Source organism: Legionella norrlandica (assembly GCF_000770585.1).
GTDB classification, from domain to species: Bacteria; Pseudomonadota; Gammaproteobacteria; order Legionellales; family Legionellaceae; genus Legionella; species Legionella norrlandica.
Window position 1 is genome coordinate 15,297 of the sequence record NZ_JNCF01000018.1, and the last position, 18,137, is coordinate 33,433.

Sequence of the window (18,137 nt, forward strand, 5' to 3'; positions counted from 1 at the left end):
TTAGATTAGCTCAAGAAATGAATCCCAGCAATCATGGCTTTCTTTTTGTAGTATCATTAAACTGTTCATTTAATTCTATACCTGACTAAGATTGATAAATATGAGTATTAGCCTAAATATATATAAAGTAAGAGAGTTGATTACAAAAGCTGAAGTAAGTAGTCATAGAAAACCTGGCAGCGTCTTACTATTAGCTGTTAGTAAAGAACAAGATATTGATTCTATAATAGAAGCCTTTCATCAAGGTATAGAGCATTTTGGGGAAAATTATTTTCAAGAAGCACAAGAAAAAATTCTAGCATTAAAAGAGTTCCCCATCTGTTGGCATTTTATTGGCCCACTCCAAAGCAATAAAGCCAAAGGAATTGCTCAATATTTTAGTTGGGTTCATAGCATAAACCGTGATAAAACAGCGAATCTCCTTAATCAATTCAGACCAAATCATTTACCACCACTCAATGTATGTTTGCAGATTAATTTAGTGGCAGAAGACACGAAAGCTGGCATACGTCCTGAAGAAGCTACGGAACTAGCTCTTCGAGTAAGCCAATTACCTCATTTAAAACTGCGAGGACTTATGACTATCCCTCCCCCTCAAAACGATCAGCATACTCAATACCAGTTATTCCTTAAGCTCAATCAGCTTATGCAATCTCTCAACCGAGCCTTGAATTTGAAAATGGACACTTTATCAATGGGCATGAGCGATGATCTGATCCCTGCTATTCAAGCAGGATCGACCATAGTTCGCATTGGTCGAGCAATTTTTGGTGAACGCAAAGGGAAACAATTATGAACATCAGTTTTATTGGTTATGGGAATATGGCTAAAGCGATTGCACGCAGCCTACAAAATCAAGGTAAATATTCTTTATCTGCTGCTGCCCCCTCATTAACCGCAGGAATTAATAAAGAAAATATTCGTACTCATCATGACAATAAAGAAATTGTTAAAAATGCCGATATTATTATTCTAGCTGTGAAACCTTCGCAAATGAGTCCCGTATTAAAAGAAATTAACCCTTTTATTCCAATTAATTGTCTGCTGATCTCAGTTGCCGCGGGATTAACTCTTACCTGGTTTGCAAAACAGTGCAACAAAGGCCAAGCAGTGATTAGGACCATGCCTAACACTCCTGCTACAGTAGGCATGGCCGCAACGCCAATGATAGCCAATGAATTTACTAATCAGAAGCAAAAAAAATGGGCAGAACAATTGTTCTCTAGCATAGGAATAACCAGTTGGGTGGAAAATGAAGAAGACATGGATACTTTTACAGCTCTTTCTGGCAGTGGACCAGCTTATGTCTTTTTATTCATTGAAACGATGATTAATGCCGCTGTTGAATTAGGTCTGAATGAGAGAGTCGCAAAAATCTTTGCTATGCAGACATTTCTAGGAGCATTGCATTTAGCTCAGCACAGCAAACTAGATTTGGCTGAATTAAGAACAAAGGTAACCTCCCCAGGAGGCACAACCGCAGCAGCTTTACAAATTTTACATAAACAATTGGATGATTTAATTTATTCAGCCATGAAAGCGGCAAAAGAAAGGGCTCATGAGTTGGGGAATATAAATTAACCAAATCTATTGAAATGATCTATAGTAAAACTGCTTTTTAGACCTAATGTTCTTTTAATACAGATTAAATCAAAATTCTAAGCTAGTAATACAAGGCAAACACGTATTATTGCTATATAATCACCTAATCGTCGTTCTTGCGAACACAGCTAAGCAATTTCATATCACTGGATTTCTTGCTGCACTCGCAAAAAGACAACATGCTGTAGCGTAATAACACGTGCTTGCCTTTTCATTGAAGAACAATAATTTAAGAGGTGAAATAATGCCAGGTCTATTTGCTGTTGGATATTTTTTAGTATCCCTATTCTTTACAATCATGATATTCAGCTTATGGTTTAGAATTGCCTTACGCTTCTTTCGTATTAGTTTTGTTAATCCATTCAGCCAATTAATATATACCGTAACCAATCCTTTACTTAAACCATTTCATCTAATTTTAAAAAAAGAAGTTCACCCAAAACAAAAATATGATTGGGCAGCACTTGGAGCTTTAATCATAATAGAATTTATTAAAATTATTTGTCTGAGTCTCCTTATTTATCAGACCATTATTCCATTTCTCTTTATTTTCCTCTATGTCCTTGTTGATTTAATTATTCAGCCCTGTGAGTTATTATTCTTTGCCATTTTGATTCGCGTAATAATGAGCTATGTAAATCCCAGATGGCAACATCCATTAGGAGATGTCCTGCGTATAATTACTGAACCACTGCTACGGTTGGGAAGAATAATTATTCCTGATATCTCAGGTTTTGACTTCTCCCCATTCATTATTATGGTGGTATTAAAGGTTATTACCTTATTCCTAAGCGCTTCTTTACCTTGGAGGTTGTTATAAAAAAGCAAAAATAAACAAAAAGAACTATACTATTACTTGATACGGATTGATGGGAATAGCCTATGAAATCGACATTGTTTACGAGTTTAGCATTGTTACTTGTGCCGTTCAGTCTAATGGGTGACCAATCGTTATATTGCCCGCAAAATCATGCCTATATTAATGTTGGCATGAGTATGGATCAGGTAATTGCTGCTTGCGGAGAGCCATTGAGTAAACAAGATTCTAACCAGCCTCTTTTACAAAAAATCCCAGTTCAGCAACTGATTTATAATAATCTAGGCAGTACAGATGGTCTGTACTCAGGATCATTAAATGTTCCTACCGGCACTGCCTTTTATGGCGTATGGAATATACCAACCGGTAGTAGCGGAATTCAATTAGAAGTAGACATTCTTAATAACAAAGTACAAGCACTTAAAGTAAACGGTGGCGATACCAACGCTTTTTCTCTCTGTGGAGATACCAGTATCCAAGTTGGAGATCCAGCGTCTAAAGTCTATGGAGCCTGCGGTAGTCCCAATTTGGTCAATAATACCTATATTAATCAGCCAGTTCCTACAGCTACAAAACCACAAATTTGGGTTTATCAACCAGGCCCTTATCAACCAGCCTTTTCCTTGACTTTTGTCGATGGCAAATTACAATCCATCGGAAATAACTGAGGAAGAATACTAAATGGCTGAAACTATAGATGATATAACAATTGCTTTTACTGAAAACGGGATAGAAATAACCAAGGAACTGGACAAACAAATACTATCGAAAGGAGCTTGGACCACTATTATGTTCAAGTACCAAGATTGGGACAATACAAAAAGTGATTATGGACCTGTAAAATACTCCATAAGGCGTTACCAAAAACGTAATAATCAATATTGGCAAAAATCCAAATTCAATATTTCAAGTACTGAGCAAGCTAAAAAAATTGTTGAAATTTTAAATAATTGGATTGAATAAGTGGGGTCGTCTAATAGAGACTGAATCCATGCTCATTAAGAATTCACCAACATTCCCCCCGGATTACGCCTTCGCCTAATCCGGGTTTGGATTACTCAAAAAATATATTACAAATAACAACCTACTCCATCGTAACCCACAATATGACATTCTTTATAAGCTGTTTGATCCAGTCTAAAGCTCATTGAACCATAATAAGCATAGATCTGACCATCCTTTGTTTGCTCCACATGTGGATTCTGATAATTTATATTGGATTCACAACTTACTTTATTTGGAATCCAGGCGGCTGGTCCACTCTTAATTATATTGTTACCAGGTGTTAATCTATTCTTACCACATTCCTGAGTTACCAGATCAGTCATTTTGGGTGCTGAAAATAATACATCATAGCCACCTAATGCCGCTTGCACAGCATTGTCTGCATCCAAGATCCCATGTCCGCAAGGTTTTTTTCCGACACAAGACTTGTTCGCATCATTGCTTTGCCCAAACTCATGAGTAGTAACATATAAAATTTGCTCTACCTGTTCTGGCTTAAGATCTCTGTCGCTGACAGCAAAAATCAATCCTGCTACCCCTGCGACGTGGGGAGATGCCATACTAGTTCCTTGATAGAAATCAAAGCCGGATGAAGCATATCCACCTCCTGGATTTACAGTGGATAAAATGCCTCCAGCAGCTCCATAGCGTTTATCACCACCAGGTGCTGCTAGAGTGATGCTGGGCCCGTAATTTGAAAAATAAGAGCGAAAACCTTCAGGTCCAGTAGAGGCAACTTTTATAGTACCATTGCATACTGCAGGAGCATTATAGTGCTCCCAAACATTATCATTACCTGCTGCAACAGCAACCACAGCTCCTTTCTTACGCGCAAAAAACAGAGCTTCCTGCAATGCCTCATCACAGTAATCGATTTCTTTAGTGGGATCTAGATCGACACCAAAACTCATATTTAATACCTTAGCCGGATATTTATTTTTAGGTACTCCCGGAACGTCTCCTCCAACTGCCCAATAAATACCATTCACAACAGCGCTTTCATAAAACATGCCATTCCCAGCAGGGATTTTAATTGTTAAAACTTTCAAATCCTCACCCACTCCATTCATAACATCACCATAACCTGCGATAGTTCCAGCAACATGGGTTCCATGATAAGACCTAGTTTCATCAGATAAGTCATTATTGTTACCTGCAAAATTCCAACCGAATACATTACCGTTTTCGTCTTTTACAAGGTTATTTATCAAGCTGTCATTAAAAGCGACTCCCGTATCTAAAACTGCTACCACGACAGGTTTTCTGGATTTTCCTGTGGTATAAGCCCAAGCACCATCTCTCAAACCAGGTTTAGATTCCAAACGAATTCCTGCTGGTCTTTCAAACTCATCCCATTGACTCTCATGTGATAGCAACCCACTTAATTCTTGGTTTATTTTGGGATCAGGTAACGGTTTAAAATAACCTACTCTATCTTTCACTACATAAAGTACATTTGGATTTTTACGAAGCCTCTCTAAAACCATAGCGGTAGTATCCCCGTCTTTAGGCTTCACCTCCACACTGGAATAATTTGATGCATCAAAAATAACTGAATAAGCTCCATTAGCCATAGGCTTTATTTCTTTTACAGGTATTTGAGTAAAATGAAATACTTGTGACTTTAACGAAGCAATAGACATAGGCTGCTGCTGTTTATATTTGATTATGACTCTTACTGAGTCATCACCAGTGTTTGCAAAACCATTGCAGGCAACTGATAAAAGACCTAATCCCAAAATACCCGATTTAAAACCCATACCTAAATCTCCTTTTTAAAGTCAAATTTTTAAATCCCCCCAGTATGCAGGAGAATAAATAGCAACTAAAGAATCAACGGATCCCGTGCTTCTCTCTATATTCAGTTGGAGTAATACCTGTCCATCGTTTGAAGGCTTTTGAAAAATTGGAGGTATCATGAAATCCTAATAAAAAACTAATTTCCGTCATGGAAATATTGTTGTTCAGCAAGAATGTTTTTGCTTTTTGCTCTCTGACTTCATCGAGCAATTCCTGATAAGTCACTTCCAATCGTTGTAAATGACGCCTTAAGGTGCGAGAAGTCATACAAAGTTCACCAGCAATTTCTTCCATACTAGCATGGTTCAAATTCTGATTTATTAAAATAGATTTTATTTTGCTTGCCAGGTCTTCTTTCAATGACAAATTTTTTTCAATCTCTTGTAATTGAGTTTTTGCTAATTGATAACTGACATCGTCAGCAAAATTAATAGGATAATCTAATTCCTCCGCTTTAAACCAAATACGAGTATTATCAGCATTAAAAATAATTTCAGATTGAAACACGGCATTATAATATTCTACATAAGGGGGTTCAGCATAATTTAATTCAATTTTGAGAGGTGGGCTAATGCAGTTGACCAAAAAATTCCTCATTTTAATAAGATGAGTGATGGTTAGCTCGGTTATAAAACGAGATAAAAAGACGTCTTGAGTATGAGGCAATAATTTGACATAAGCGTTATTTTCTTTATTAAGCTGAGATAACTCCAGTGATAATAAGCTCGTTCTTGTATTAAGATAGCTGAGAACGGTATGAATAGCAGCTCCGAAAGTAGGACTGCTCATAGCAGCATAGCCAAGAAAACCATGATTGACTATAGACAAGCTTTGACCAAAAACTAAACCCAACTGAGGGCATTGGCTTAGTCTATAAGCTTCCATAACAATATTATTAAACTCATTACTGCTTAAATAAGCATTCGGATCATGCACTCTTGCCGGATCAATGCCAATTTTTTCTAAAAAATGATTAATACCAAATTGTTCCAGGCATTTCTCTAAAGTAGAAAGATAATTTGCTGCTATGATCTGATCCATTAATGGCTTTTCTTCTAATTGCTCTAGTTACTGCAGCAAGATAGGAGCATTAACTACTGGAAAATCTGTTTAATTTTAAAACCCATAATGGAGGGAAGGGGTATAAAATTACTAGTTCTTAAGTTAACACCATTTCCCTGCTGCATAGCTAGGGCAGTATATAAAACTCTTCAGGTAGGTTAATGCTCGAGCGATTAGCAAAGCTTAACACTCACTTACCTTGTTTAGAAATATCATTTTTTAATAACGATAATGATCGGGTTTATAAGGACCGTTTTTATCTACTCCTATATAATTTGCCTGTTCATCAGTTAATTTAGTTAATTTCGCGCCAATTCGCCCCAAATGCAAACTGGCAACTTTTTCATCCAATACTTTGGGGAGCACATATACTAGATTTTCATATTGGCTACCATTTTGGAATAGTTCAATCTGCGCCAAAACCTGATTGGTGAAGGAAGCTGACATAACAAAACTTGGATGACCTGTAGCGCAACCTAAATTAACCAAACGCCCTTCTGCCAAGATAATAATACGTTTTCCATCTGGAAAAACAACATGATCCACTTGTGGTTTTATATTTTCCCACCGATACTGTCTCAAACTTTGAATATCAATTTCCGAATCGAAATGACCTATATTACATAATATAGCCTGATTACGCATACGTTTCATATGCTCATGAGTGACAACATGGTAATTGCCAGTTGCAGTGACTACAATATCTACCTGTTCAGCGACATCATCAAGAGTCACTACTCTGTAGCCTTCCATTGCTGCTTGTAGAGCACAAATTGGATCAATTTCAGCAATTAATACTGTAGCTCCCTGGCCCCGCAGTGCCTGAGCACATCCCTTACCCACATCACCGTATCCTAAAATTAAGGCTACCTTACCTGCGATCATTACATCTGTAGCGCGCTTCAAACCATCCAATAAAGATTCACGACATCCATATAGATTATCAAATTTAGATTTGGTAACTGCATTATTGACATTAATAGCAGGGATTTTTAAAAAATTATGCTTAGCCATTTCATATAATCGGGCTACCCCGGTGGTTGTTTCCTCAGATACACCTTTGATATCAGGTAATAATTCTGGATGTTTTTGATGAATAACTTGCGTTAAATCCCCGCCATCATCTAATAGTAGATTAGGTGTCCAGCCATTTGGACCATTTAAAGTTTGCTCAACGCACCACCAATATTCTTCTTCTGTTTCGCCTTTCCATGCAAAGACGGGGATCTCTTTTGCAGCAATAGCAGCCGCTGCATGATCTTGGGTAGAAAAAATATTACAAGAAGACCAGCGAACTTCTGCACCCAAAGCAACTAATGTTTCTATCAGTACTGCTGTTTGAATCGTCATATGCAAACAACCAGCAATGCGAGCACCTTTAAGTGGTTTCTTCGCTGAGAATTCTTCGCGCAAAGCCATTAAACCCGGCATTTCAGTTTCAGCTATCGCTATCTCTTTGCGTCCCCAATCAGCTAATGAAATATCCGCTACTTTATAATCTTGTAATATATTAATTTTATTGACTCCTTCTTTTTAATTTATATGGAGTGATGACAAATCCATTGCGTACCACGACTTATTTCGCAACAGCCAGAGCGCATACAGATACCGCGTTCAAACCGCGGTATATCGATATTCAAGTGTGAAATTAATGAAATGAATTGTCAATATGCTCCAGTTCCAAAGTAGACCTAGAGTCTCCTTAAATCATTACAATGCCTTACTTAATTCAGCGACTTTGTTTAATCGCTCCCAAGGGAAATTCTCCCTCCCATAGTGTCCATAAGTTGCTGTTTGCTTATAAATAGGGCGGAGCAAGTCATGGTGATCGATAATCCCTTGGGGTGTTAGATCAAAATGAGTATGAATTAAATCAATTATTTCGCTATTTTTTAACCGCCCGGTACCAAAAGTCTCGACAAAAATGGAAGTAGGCTCAGCAACACCAATAGCATAGGAAATCTGTATCTCACATTTATCCGCTAAACCAGCTGCAACAATATTCTTGGCAACATGCCTTGCTGCATAAGCTGCTGATCTGTCTACTTTAGAAGGATCTTTGCCAGAAAAACAACCTCCCCCGTGTCTAGCCATACCACCATAAGTGTCTACAATGATCTTTCGGCCTGTTAAACCGCAATCACCTAAAGGGCCACCTATTACAAAGCGCCCTGTCGGATTAATGAAATAACGAGTTCTTTCACTTAACCATTCCATAGGAAGAACTGACTTAATTATCTCTTCACGTATGGCTTCAACTAAATCTTTATGCTCAATATCAGGGGAATGTTGTGTTGAAAAGACTACTGTATCTACCTCAATAGGAATTCCTTGATCATATTTCAGAGTCAATTGACATTTTGCATCTGGCCTTAGCCAAGGTAATGTCCCTGATTTACGCATTATGGCTAATTTCTCCATCAAACGATGGGCATATGCGATAGGAGCAGGCATAAACACATCAGTTTCACGAGTAGCATAACCAAACATTAGTCCTTGATCGCCAGCGCCTAGGATTTTAGTTTTCTGGTTATCTACGCCTTGCGCAATATCAGGAGATTGTTTCCCAATGGCAGAAAGCACTGCACATGACTCCCAATCAAACCCCATCTGAGAACTGTTATATCCAATATCTTTAATGACTTGGCGAGTAATCTCTTCAACATCCACCCAAGCCTTAGTTGTAATTTCTCCACCAACCAATACCATTCCTGTTTTAACAAACACTTCACATGCTACTCGTGCTTTTGGATCTTGAGTTAAGATGGCATCTAAAATAGCATCCGAAATTTGATCTGCTATTTTATCAGGATGCCCCTCTGAAACTGACTCTGAGGTAAAAACATAAAATTCGCTCATTACACACCCTCTGTATTTTACTATTATTTCTAATCCATTCTGTTCTATAAATAAACGAGCCAACAGGTTTTAGCAGTCATTGTATTATTTAAGCCAGCCATAACTAGTTTCTAGATCCTGTGAGTTTAAGATTCCTCTTTCTTATTTAAAACAGCTATAACTATCAAACACCTATTTCATTAACTTTATAAACTCATTAAATATAATGTCTATATCATGCGGTCCAGGACTTGCTTCCGGGTGACCTTGAAAGCCAAGTGCTGGTTTAGTTTTGTGCCTTATGCCTTGAAGACTATTGTCAAACAATGACCGATGTGTCACTTCTAAACAATCAGGCAATGTCTCTTCATCCACAGCAAAACCATGATTTTGACTTGTAATAAAAACACGTCTTTTCCCAATTGTTTCAATTACAGGATGATTGGAGCCATGATGGCCAAATTTCATTTTTTTAGTGATTCCACCACAAGCCAAAGCTAAAATCTGGAATCCAAGACATATACCAAATAACGGGATATTATTATCTAAAAATTTTTGAGTTGCTTTAATAGCATAGGTACAAGCTTGTGGATCACCAGGGCCATTTGATAAAAAAATCCCATTAGGTTTCATAGCTAATACTTCAGCAGCAGAAGTTTGGGCTGGGACTATGGTAATATGACAACCTTTGTCGTGTAAAATCCGCAAGATATTGTGCTTCACACCAAAATCATAAGCCACAACATGAAGTTGAAGCGGTTGAGAGTTTAACCCCCACTTCCCTTGTCCTTCATGCCATCGCTCTATTGTCTGTCTTGTAACCTCTAAAGCTAAATCTTCACCTTTAAGCCCAGGAAATGATTTAGCCTTTGCTATAGCAACTTCTGGTTGTTCGACATTAGTACTGATACATGCTCCGATAGCACCCTGTTCACGCAATTTTAATGTCAGCTCTCGAGTGTCAATGCCAGAAATTGCAACCACTCCATTTTTTCTTAACCAATCGGGGAAAGATTCTTCTGCTCTATAATTGCTGGGTATGACGGTACAATTTCGCATCACCATACCCGCAGCCCAAATTTTGGTAGATTCCATATCCTCTGAAGTGCAACCTGTATTTCCCACATGAGCCGTGGTCAATGTAATAATTTGTCTCGCGTACGAGGGATCGGTTAACATTTCCTGATAACCAGTCATTGAGGTGTTAAAAACCAATTCGCCAACACAATCACCGGGTGCGCCTACTGATATACCTTTATAAACAGTGCCATCAGCTAAAACTAGGATTGCTGATTTATTAATCATGAATTCACTCAATTATGTTCAATGTTTGTTTATCCATACTCAATCGCAAATTTTCGTTTTGCCAAGAGGTTTGGCATTTCACTGTCTTACTCAAAATCAAGGCACTTGCCTAACGTGGCAGCATATCGCCAAAACCCCTAGCCCCATCCAAAAGATAAATAAATCCAAACGCCAACGAAAACCTGGCAATCCCTGCTCAAAATGATAAATCCATCAATTGTAACTTAATTAAGTCAAAATTTCATGTCTTCGAAAAATTTTTTCACACCGGCAAACCAGGAACTGGTTTTAGGAGAATGAGTCCCTTTAGCATCTTCCAAAGAATCCTGCAACTTAGTTAATAGTTCTTTTTGCTCTCGAGATAAATTGACTGGTGTTTCTACTACTACTTTACATAATAAATCACCTTGTCCATATCCCCTAACAGACTTCATCCCTTTACCTCTTAAGCGAAAGATTTTACCCGTTTGAGTCTCAGCAGGGATTTTTAGCGTCACCCTGCCCTCCAAAGTTGGTACCTCTATAGAGCCACCTAACGCTGCGGTTACAAAGCTAATCGGGACTTCACAATGCAAATCATTTTCATGTCGCTCAAAAATAGCATGTTTTTTTAGATTAATCTGAACATACAAATCCCCAGGACCACCTCCATGGACTCCAGCCTCTCCTTCTCCGCCTAGTCGAACTCGGTCTCCATTATCAACACCTGCAGGGATTTTAACATTTATTTTTTTACTTTCTCGAACCCGTCCTTGACCATGACAATTTGGACATGGATCAGAAATTACTTTCCCTTCACCATGACAACTGGGGCAAGTTTGTTGTATAGAAAAAAAGCCTTGTTGAATTCTTACTTGGCCTGCTCCATGACATGTCTCGCAATTCTTTGGGCTAGTTCCTTTTTTAGCTCCTGATCCATTACAAACATCACAGAGGCCATGTCGTGGAACCGTAATTTCAACTTCCTTACCGGTAGCAGCCTCTTCAAGTGTCAATTGCACATTAAATTGTAAATCAGCACCTCTTTGCCCTCGTGATTGACGTCCATGACCACGACCTCCTGAGAAAATATTTTCAAAAATATCTTCAAAGACGTCACCAAAACCGCCAAATCCACCAAAACCACCTGGGCCACCTCCATCGATGGGTCTACCCCAGCATGACCAAATTGATCATAAGCGGCTCGTTTTTGCTTATCTGACAAAATATTATAAGCCTTTTGAATTTCTTTGAATTTTTCTTCTGCAGAGGCATCACCAGGATTGCGATCGGGATGATATTTCATTGCCAGCCTGCGATATGCTTTTTTAATCTCAGCATCACTCGCATTTCGACTTACTTCTAAAAGTTCATAATAATCCCGCTGTTCCATAAGTGCTCACAATTTATAATCATCACTTAATTATAATCATCTATAGTAATATAAGGTACCAAGATAATTTAAGTGCTACTTAATATACAAAGGGGACCCTATATCCAAGAACTAATATTTCCACGCGTCTTAGATATAGAGTGCCCCGCCCAAAATTTTATTTATTCTGGCTTTTGCCATTAATCTCTTCATCAATTAAGATACCTTGAGGGGTGAGATAGATAAGAAGCCCGCTTTTCCTATCTTCGACCCCTCATGGCCTCGGCTCGGATTTATTGTCGAGCCTTAATCGAGAAAGATTCAAAGTAATAGTGGCATTACTTTTTATCTTCTTTAACTTCTTCAAACTCAGCATCAACAACACCCTCTTCAGGTTTTGCAGATTCTTGCGTTGTTTGTGCTTGCCCTTGAGCTGTTGTTTGACCCTCCGCTGATTTTTTAGCATAAACACGCTCGGCCATCTTAGCAGAAGCATCAGTTAATACTTTTAACTTATCTTCTATACGAGCTTTGTCGTTACCCTGCACTGCTTCTTTGAGTTCAGAAATTGCAGTTTCTATGCCTTTTTTCTCATCTTCAGACAAATCATCAGCCAAATCTCTTAACGATTTTTCACAACTATGAATCAAGCCATCAGCTTGGTTACGAAGTTCCGCCATCTCCTTAAATTTCTTATCTTCTTCAGCATGGGCTTGAGCATCTTTTACCATAGCAGCCACTTCTTCTTCACTTAAACCGCTGGAAGCTTTGATAACAATAGATTGAGCTTTGTTAGTGGCTTTATCCTTGGCAGAAACATTCAAGATACCATTCGCATCGATATCAAAAGTTACCTCAATTTGAGGAACACCACGAGGTGCGGGGGGAATATCACGCAAATCAAAACGCCCTAGCGATTTGTTTGCAGAAGCTTGTTCTCTCTCACCTTGCAATACATGAACTGTAACCGCAGTTTGGTTGTCATCAGCTGTTGAAAACACTTGAGTTGCCTTAGTAGGAATAGTCGTGTTCTTCTCAATGAGCTTAGTCATAACACCACCCATTGTTTCTATACCTAAAGATAAAGGAGTAACGTCAAGCAAAAGAATATCCTTCACTTCACCGGACAATACCGCAGCTTGAATCGCAGCACCCACAGCTACCGCTTCATCAGGATTCACATCCTTACGGGGTTCTTTACCAAAGAAGTCCTCTACGGTCTTTTGCACCATTGGCATACGAGTTTGTCCACCAACAAGAATCACTTCATTGATTTGCGATACAGTAAGTCCTGCGTCTTTTAAAGCTATTTTGCATGGCTCGATAGTTCTCTCAACTAGTTTTTCTACTAGAGACTCCAGTTTTGCACGGGTTAATTTAATATTTAGGTGCTTAGGCCCGGAAGCGTCTGCTGTTATGTAGGGAAGGTTAACATCCGTTTGTTGTGAAGACGATAATTCAATTTTTGCTTTCTCAGCAGCTTCTTTCAATCGTTGTAAAGCCAAAGGATCATTATGTAAATCAATACCTGTATCCTTTTTAAATTCAGCAGCCAAATATTCAATTAAAGCCAAATCAAAATCTTCACCGCCTAAGAAAGTATCTCCATTGGTAGCTAATACTTCAAACTGGTGTTCTCCATCCACTTCGGCTATTTCAATAATTGAAATATCAAAAGTACCACCACCTAAATCGTATACAGCAATAACAGAATCACCGCGTTTCTTATCCATTCCATAAGCAAGTGCTGCTGCAGTAGGCTCATTAATAATTCGTTTTACCTCAAGACCAGCAATACGGCCAGCATCTTTAGTTGCTTGGCGTTGTGAATCGTTGAAATAAGCAGGTACAGTAATAACTGCCTCTTTGACTTCTTCTCCTAAATAATCTTCTGCAGTTTTTTTCATCTTACGTAAAACTTCAGCAGAAATTTGTGGTGGCGCCTTATCCTGATCTTTTACTCTTACCCAGGCATCTCCATTGTCAGCTTTAATAATTTTGTAAGGTACCATTTTAATGTCTTTTTGGACAATAGGATCATCAAAACGACGACCAATTAAGCGTTTAATCGCAAATAAAGTCTTTTCTGGATTAGTCACTGACTGTCGTTTGGCAGATTGTCCAACCAATATTTCATTATCATCAGTAAAAGCAACGATGGAAGGTGTGGTTCTGTGACCTTCACTATTTTCAATTACCTTAGGTTTGTCTCCTTCCATTACAGCAACACATGAGTTCGTAGTACCTAAGTCTATACCTATAATTTTAGCCATTCTATTTTTGCTCCAAATTAGTGATTTCTAATGCATATTTCTCATATGGGGTGTATTATGGCAATTTCAAGCTATTATCTTAAAAAAATGCAGTTATCTTGTAACTAAAATGTGATTAAAAAATAACTTTACTTCAGCACTAAATTACTTGGTTGATACAATAACTCGGGCGGGTCGAATTACTCGATCACTCAATTTATAACCCTTTTGGAATACCATAATAACAGAGTTAGGAGGTGTTCCTGGGGAAGACTGCATCGACATTGCTTCATGCTGTTGCGGATCAAACGTCTGACCCAAAGGATCAATTTGCTCGACATCAAATTTTTGTAATACATCAAGAAAAAGCTTCATAGTTAGCTCTAGACCTTCATGCATTGCAGGATCGCTATTTTTATCCGCCAGCTGTAATGCTTGCTCAAGACTGTCAACTACTGGTAATAAAGCTGAAATCAGTTTTTCCACACCGTATTTATGTGCATTGGCAACTTCACGCTCCATACGGCGACGCACATTCTCCAGTTCAGCTAAAGCTCGCACCGATTTTTCCCAATTTTCATGCGCTTGTTGCTCAGCAAGAGTTAATTTTTCTTCTAATGCAGTATAAGTAGGATGATCTAAAGCAGGCTCCTGATAAGATACTTCTTCAGAAACTTCTTCTAAAACCTCATTCTCTATCTTATTTTCTTCCTTATGTTGTTCCTTAAATTTATTCCAATCTTTTTTATTTTGTTTACTCATCAAAATCGCTCCTGACTAACATTGAACGTGATAAATGGGGGCAACTTCTATCGTTTTCAAGCCCTAGAATAAGAATTTAATCTGAGCGAGAACAATAGTGTTACCCTTTATTTCTGGCAAAATAATTAAGTGAAACTTTTCAAAACATTGCTTGCAGTAATTATCCATTTATTCCATACTTAGGTAATAAAAAATTGGGCTTAATCATCATTTAGGTCAATATTTCAAGATGTTTTTCAATATATTATGGGGGAAGAACGTCTGAACAATAAGCTTCTAGCAATAGAGCAATAAAAGAAGTTAATATAAGCAATATATAGGTTATTTGGATTAGATTATGCAAGAATGGTCGCCAACTACATGGCAACAATATTCGTATTTGCAAGCAGCAACATATGCTGATCAAGAGCAACTAAATAAGGTGGTAGAGCAGTTAAGCCTTTTACCTCCTTTAGTTACGAGTGGTGAAATTAAATGCTTAAAAAGCGAAATTGCTCACGCTGGCCGCGGGGAAGCTTTTATATTACAAGGGGGGGATTGTGCTGAATCCTTCAATGATTGCCGCTCAGAAATTATCAGCAATAAGCTGAAAATCATTTTACAAATGAGCCTGATCCTAATATATGGGTTACGCAAACCAGTTATTCGTATTGGACGGATTGCTGGGCAATATGCAAAACCACGTTCTTCAGATTATGAAACTATTAATGGTACGACATTACCTAGTTATCGTGGAGATATTGTTAACTCACCTGAGTTTACAAAAACAGCAAGAGAACCAAACCCTAAGTTATTACTTCAGGCCTATAGTTGTTCTGCAATGACCTTAAACTTTATTCGAGCACTATTGGATGGGGGGTTTGCCGACTTGCATCATCCTCGACGATGGGACTTAGGCTTTGTTGAACATTCGACCCAGAAAAACGAATATCAACACATTGTGGACTCTATTGAAGATGCGTTGGACTTTTTAAAAGCCATCGATGGTATACGATCCAGCAGCATAAGCAAAGTTGATTTCTACACTTCTCATGAGGCGTTACATCTACATTACGAGCAAGCTCTAACAAGAAAATTAAAAGATGGAAAATGGTACAATCTTTCAACCATTTACCTTGGGTTGGAATGCGCACTGCTCAAATTGATAGTGCTCACCTAGAATTTTTAAGAGGAGTAGAAAATCCGATAGGAATCAAAATAGGCCAGGGGCAACACCCGAATGGTTAGCAGAAGTATTAACTATCGCTAATCCTCAGAAAGAAGAAGGGCGGGTTCTACTATATACTCGTTTGGGAGCCAAGCTTATAGACCGATTATTACCTCCTCTTATTGAAGCAGTAAAGAAAACAAAAATTCCAGTCACCTGGTCTTGCGATCCCATGCATGGGAATACCGAGACAACAGCTGATGGCACCAAAACACGCCATTTTGATAATATTTTGTTGGAATTAAAACGGGCCTTGGAAATTCATCGTAGCATGGGCAGTTATCTTGGTGGAGTTCATTTTGAATTAACTGGGGATAATGTAACAGAATGCATTGGAGGAGCCCGCGGCTTAGCCCCGGATGATCTTAAAACCGCCTATCACAGCCTGGTAGATCCAAGACTAAACTATGAGCAATCATTGGAGATGGCTATTCAATTAAGCCACCAATTCAGAAATAAACCTTAATTATGACCTCGGTACCTCATCTATGAGCAGAATCCTCTACACATCTATGGAAACCCCGGACCGGGAGATCTCATCTCACTTACATACAATATCCGTATAAAATTTTTACATAACTCACATAAGCACAGATACTCTATAAATGGTACTGAGGACTAAATTCATGCACAGCCTCCACCATGATAGCAACATTCTCAGGTGGAACATCTGGTGTTATGCCGTGCCCTAAATTGAATATATGTCCCGATCCATAACCATATGATGCCAATACAACTTCTACTTCTTTGCGTATACAATCTTTTGTTGTCAATAGCACGGTAGGGTCCAAATTTCCCTGTAATGCTACTTTTCCCCCTACTCTTTGACGAGCGCAAGCAATCTCACAAGTCCAGTCGATTCCCAAAGCATCACAACCAGTTTCCACCATCCATTCTAACCATTGCCCCCCATTTTTAGTAAATAAAATAATAGGGATATTGGAATGCTCTTTCTTCAACTGTTGTACAATTTGATTCATATAAAATAAAGAAAACTCCTTATAATTTTGTGGAGATAAAATCCCTCCCCATGTATCAAAGATCATGACAGCATTAACCCCTGCTTTTATTTGTTCAGCCAAATAAAAGGTGGTGACAACCGCCAATTTATGTAATAACACATGCGCGGCTTCTTTCTCTGTATAAATCAATTTTAAAATTTGTTTAAAGTCTTTACTGCTTCCTCCTTCCACCATATAACATGCAAGGGTCCATGGGCTACCAGCAAACCCGATTAGTGGTAACTCCTTAGGCATTTCATGGCGAATTAACCGCACAGCATCCATGACATAGAACAATGATTCGGTTACTAAAGGAATTTTCAAAGCATGTATCGCTTGTATATCCCGCAAAGGATTAGTGAAACAAGGGCCCTCCCCTTCGGCAAAATAGAGTCCCAACCCCATAGCATCAGGTATTGTTAGAATATCCGAAAACAATATAGCTGCATCCAGAGAATAACGACGAAGAGGTTGCAAGGTGACTTCACAGGCTAGCTCTGGATTTTTACAAAGGCTTAGAAAATCTCCAGCACTTTCCCTAACCTTTCTATATTCAGGCAAATAACGCCCGGCCTGGCGCATAATCCAAATTGGAGTCCTCTCGACCGGTTCCCGTCTCAATGCTCGAAGAAAAACAGACTGATTTAGATCAAACATCATTTAATCACTATGACAATAAAAAACATTTATAGTATCATGTAAAGAGAATCAATACAGTGATATAAATCATCCTCTGCCTAAAAAATAAATTATTATTGATGGATATTGAATGGATATTTTAAATATAACCGCTCTCAGTGTAGAAACAAAAATCGGAGTATATGGATGGGAACAACGAATTAATCAGCGATTATTGATTGATATCTCTATTCCCTCAAATTTTAAGGATTGCAAAGATAACCTATGTAACACACTGGATTATGATGATTTATGCCAAACTGTTACCCAATTTGTAGAATCAACTTCCTTTCAATTAATTGAAACGGTAGCTGAGCAAATTGCATACCTAATTAAACAGAAATATCAGGTCGAGAAAGTCTCAGTAGCAGTTTCCAAGCCTCATGCTGTCAAAAATGCGGGAGGAATTCAAGTCATTGTTGATCGATAGCTAGGTATCGTAAATTCTAGCATAACC

Annotated in this window: 14 protein-coding genes and 2 pseudogenes; 7 read left to right on the forward strand and 9 right to left on the reverse strand. The window is 38.3% G+C overall.

Going from position 1 to position 18,137, the window contains the following annotated elements:
- Positions 1-100 precede the first annotated feature (100 nt).
- The 5 genes from OK13_RS06260 (at position 101) to OK13_RS06280 (ending at position 3,382) form a co-directional block, all read left to right on the forward strand.
- Entirely contained in the window at positions 101-796 is a 696-nt protein-coding gene (locus tag OK13_RS06260; RefSeq protein ID WP_035888952.1) for a YggS family pyridoxal phosphate-dependent enzyme, read from the forward strand.
- Positions 793-1,581, forward strand: a complete 789-nt coding sequence (gene proC, locus OK13_RS06265) for a pyrroline-5-carboxylate reductase (RefSeq protein ID WP_035888954.1) — start codon at positions 793-795, stop codon at positions 1,579-1,581. Before OK13_RS06260 ends, proC begins: the two co-directional genes overlap by 4 nt.
- Before the next feature lie 265 nt (positions 1,582-1,846).
- Entirely contained in the window at positions 1,847-2,422 is a 576-nt protein-coding gene (locus OK13_RS06270; protein WP_035888956.1) for a YggT family protein, read from the forward strand.
- A gap of 62 nt (positions 2,423-2,484) precedes the next feature.
- Positions 2,485-3,087, forward strand: a complete 603-nt coding sequence (locus tag OK13_RS06275; protein ID WP_035888960.1) for a DUF2845 domain-containing protein — start codon at positions 2,485-2,487, stop codon at positions 3,085-3,087.
- A gap of 13 nt (positions 3,088-3,100) precedes the next feature.
- A complete protein-coding gene (locus OK13_RS06280) occupies positions 3,101-3,382 on the forward strand; it encodes a hypothetical protein (RefSeq protein ID WP_035888961.1) in 282 nt (93 codons plus the stop codon).
- 107 nt (positions 3,383-3,489) lie between these two features.
- Here OK13_RS06280 and OK13_RS06285 read toward each other — a convergent pair whose 3' ends face one another.
- The 8 genes and pseudogenes from OK13_RS06285 to grpE all read right to left on the reverse strand — a co-directional run bounded on the left by OK13_RS06285 (position 3,490) and on the right by grpE (position 14,794).
- Positions 3,490-5,184 carry a S8 family serine peptidase gene (locus tag OK13_RS06285; protein ID WP_035888967.1) on the reverse strand — a complete coding sequence of 565 codons (1,695 nt, stop codon included), beginning with the start codon at positions 5,182-5,184 and terminating at the stop codon, positions 3,490-3,492.
- A gap of 73 nt (positions 5,185-5,257) precedes the next feature.
- Positions 5,258-6,265 (reverse strand): AraC family transcriptional regulator, encoded by a 1,008-nt coding sequence (locus OK13_RS06290; RefSeq protein ID WP_035888971.1) that lies wholly within the window; start codon positions 6,263-6,265, stop codon positions 5,258-5,260.
- Between the two features lie 240 nt (positions 6,266-6,505).
- Positions 6,506-7,801: an adenosylhomocysteinase gene (ahcY, locus tag OK13_RS06295; RefSeq protein ID WP_035888978.1), complete on the reverse strand. Its 1,296-nt coding sequence runs from the start codon at positions 7,799-7,801 to the stop codon at positions 6,506-6,508.
- 195 nt (positions 7,802-7,996) lie between these two features.
- Complete coding sequence (gene metK, locus OK13_RS06300) at positions 7,997-9,145, reverse strand: methionine adenosyltransferase (protein WP_035888983.1); 1,149 nt, start codon at positions 9,143-9,145, stop codon at positions 7,997-7,999.
- A 171-nt stretch (positions 9,146-9,316) separates the two neighbouring features.
- A complete protein-coding gene (carA, locus tag OK13_RS06305; RefSeq protein WP_035888984.1) occupies positions 9,317-10,429 on the reverse strand; it encodes a glutamine-hydrolyzing carbamoyl-phosphate synthase small subunit in 1,113 nt (370 codons plus the stop codon).
- 233 nt (positions 10,430-10,662) lie between these two features.
- A pseudogene (gene dnaJ, locus OK13_RS06315) lies at positions 10,663-11,801 on the reverse strand (molecular chaperone DnaJ).
- Positions 11,802-12,118: 317 nt separating this feature from the next.
- The gene (dnaK, locus tag OK13_RS06320) at positions 12,119-14,053 is read right to left on the reverse strand and encodes a molecular chaperone DnaK (protein ID WP_035888987.1); all 1,935 of its coding nucleotides are present in this window, start codon (positions 14,051-14,053) and stop codon (positions 12,119-12,121) included.
- Positions 14,054-14,197: 144 nt separating this feature from the next.
- Positions 14,198-14,794 (reverse strand): nucleotide exchange factor GrpE, encoded by a 597-nt coding sequence (gene grpE / locus OK13_RS06325; protein WP_035888989.1) that lies wholly within the window; start codon positions 14,792-14,794, stop codon positions 14,198-14,200.
- A 337-nt stretch (positions 14,795-15,131) separates the two neighbouring features.
- On the opposite strand from grpE, the pseudogene OK13_RS06330 reads away from it, so the two are divergent.
- Positions 15,132-16,467, forward strand: a pseudogene (locus OK13_RS06330) (3-deoxy-7-phosphoheptulonate synthase class II).
- 133 nt (positions 16,468-16,600) lie between these two features.
- On the opposite strand, the gene hemE reads toward OK13_RS06330, so the two are convergent.
- Complete coding sequence (hemE, locus tag OK13_RS06335; RefSeq protein WP_035888991.1) at positions 16,601-17,659, reverse strand: uroporphyrinogen decarboxylase; 1,059 nt, start codon at positions 17,657-17,659, stop codon at positions 16,601-16,603.
- A gap of 112 nt (positions 17,660-17,771) precedes the next feature.
- Between hemE and folB the strand changes: the two genes are divergently transcribed.
- Positions 17,772-18,110, forward strand: coding sequence for a dihydroneopterin aldolase (gene folB / locus OK13_RS06340; RefSeq protein ID WP_035888992.1), 339 nt, complete (start codon positions 17,772-17,774; stop codon positions 18,108-18,110).
- Positions 18,111-18,137 lie beyond the last annotated feature (27 nt).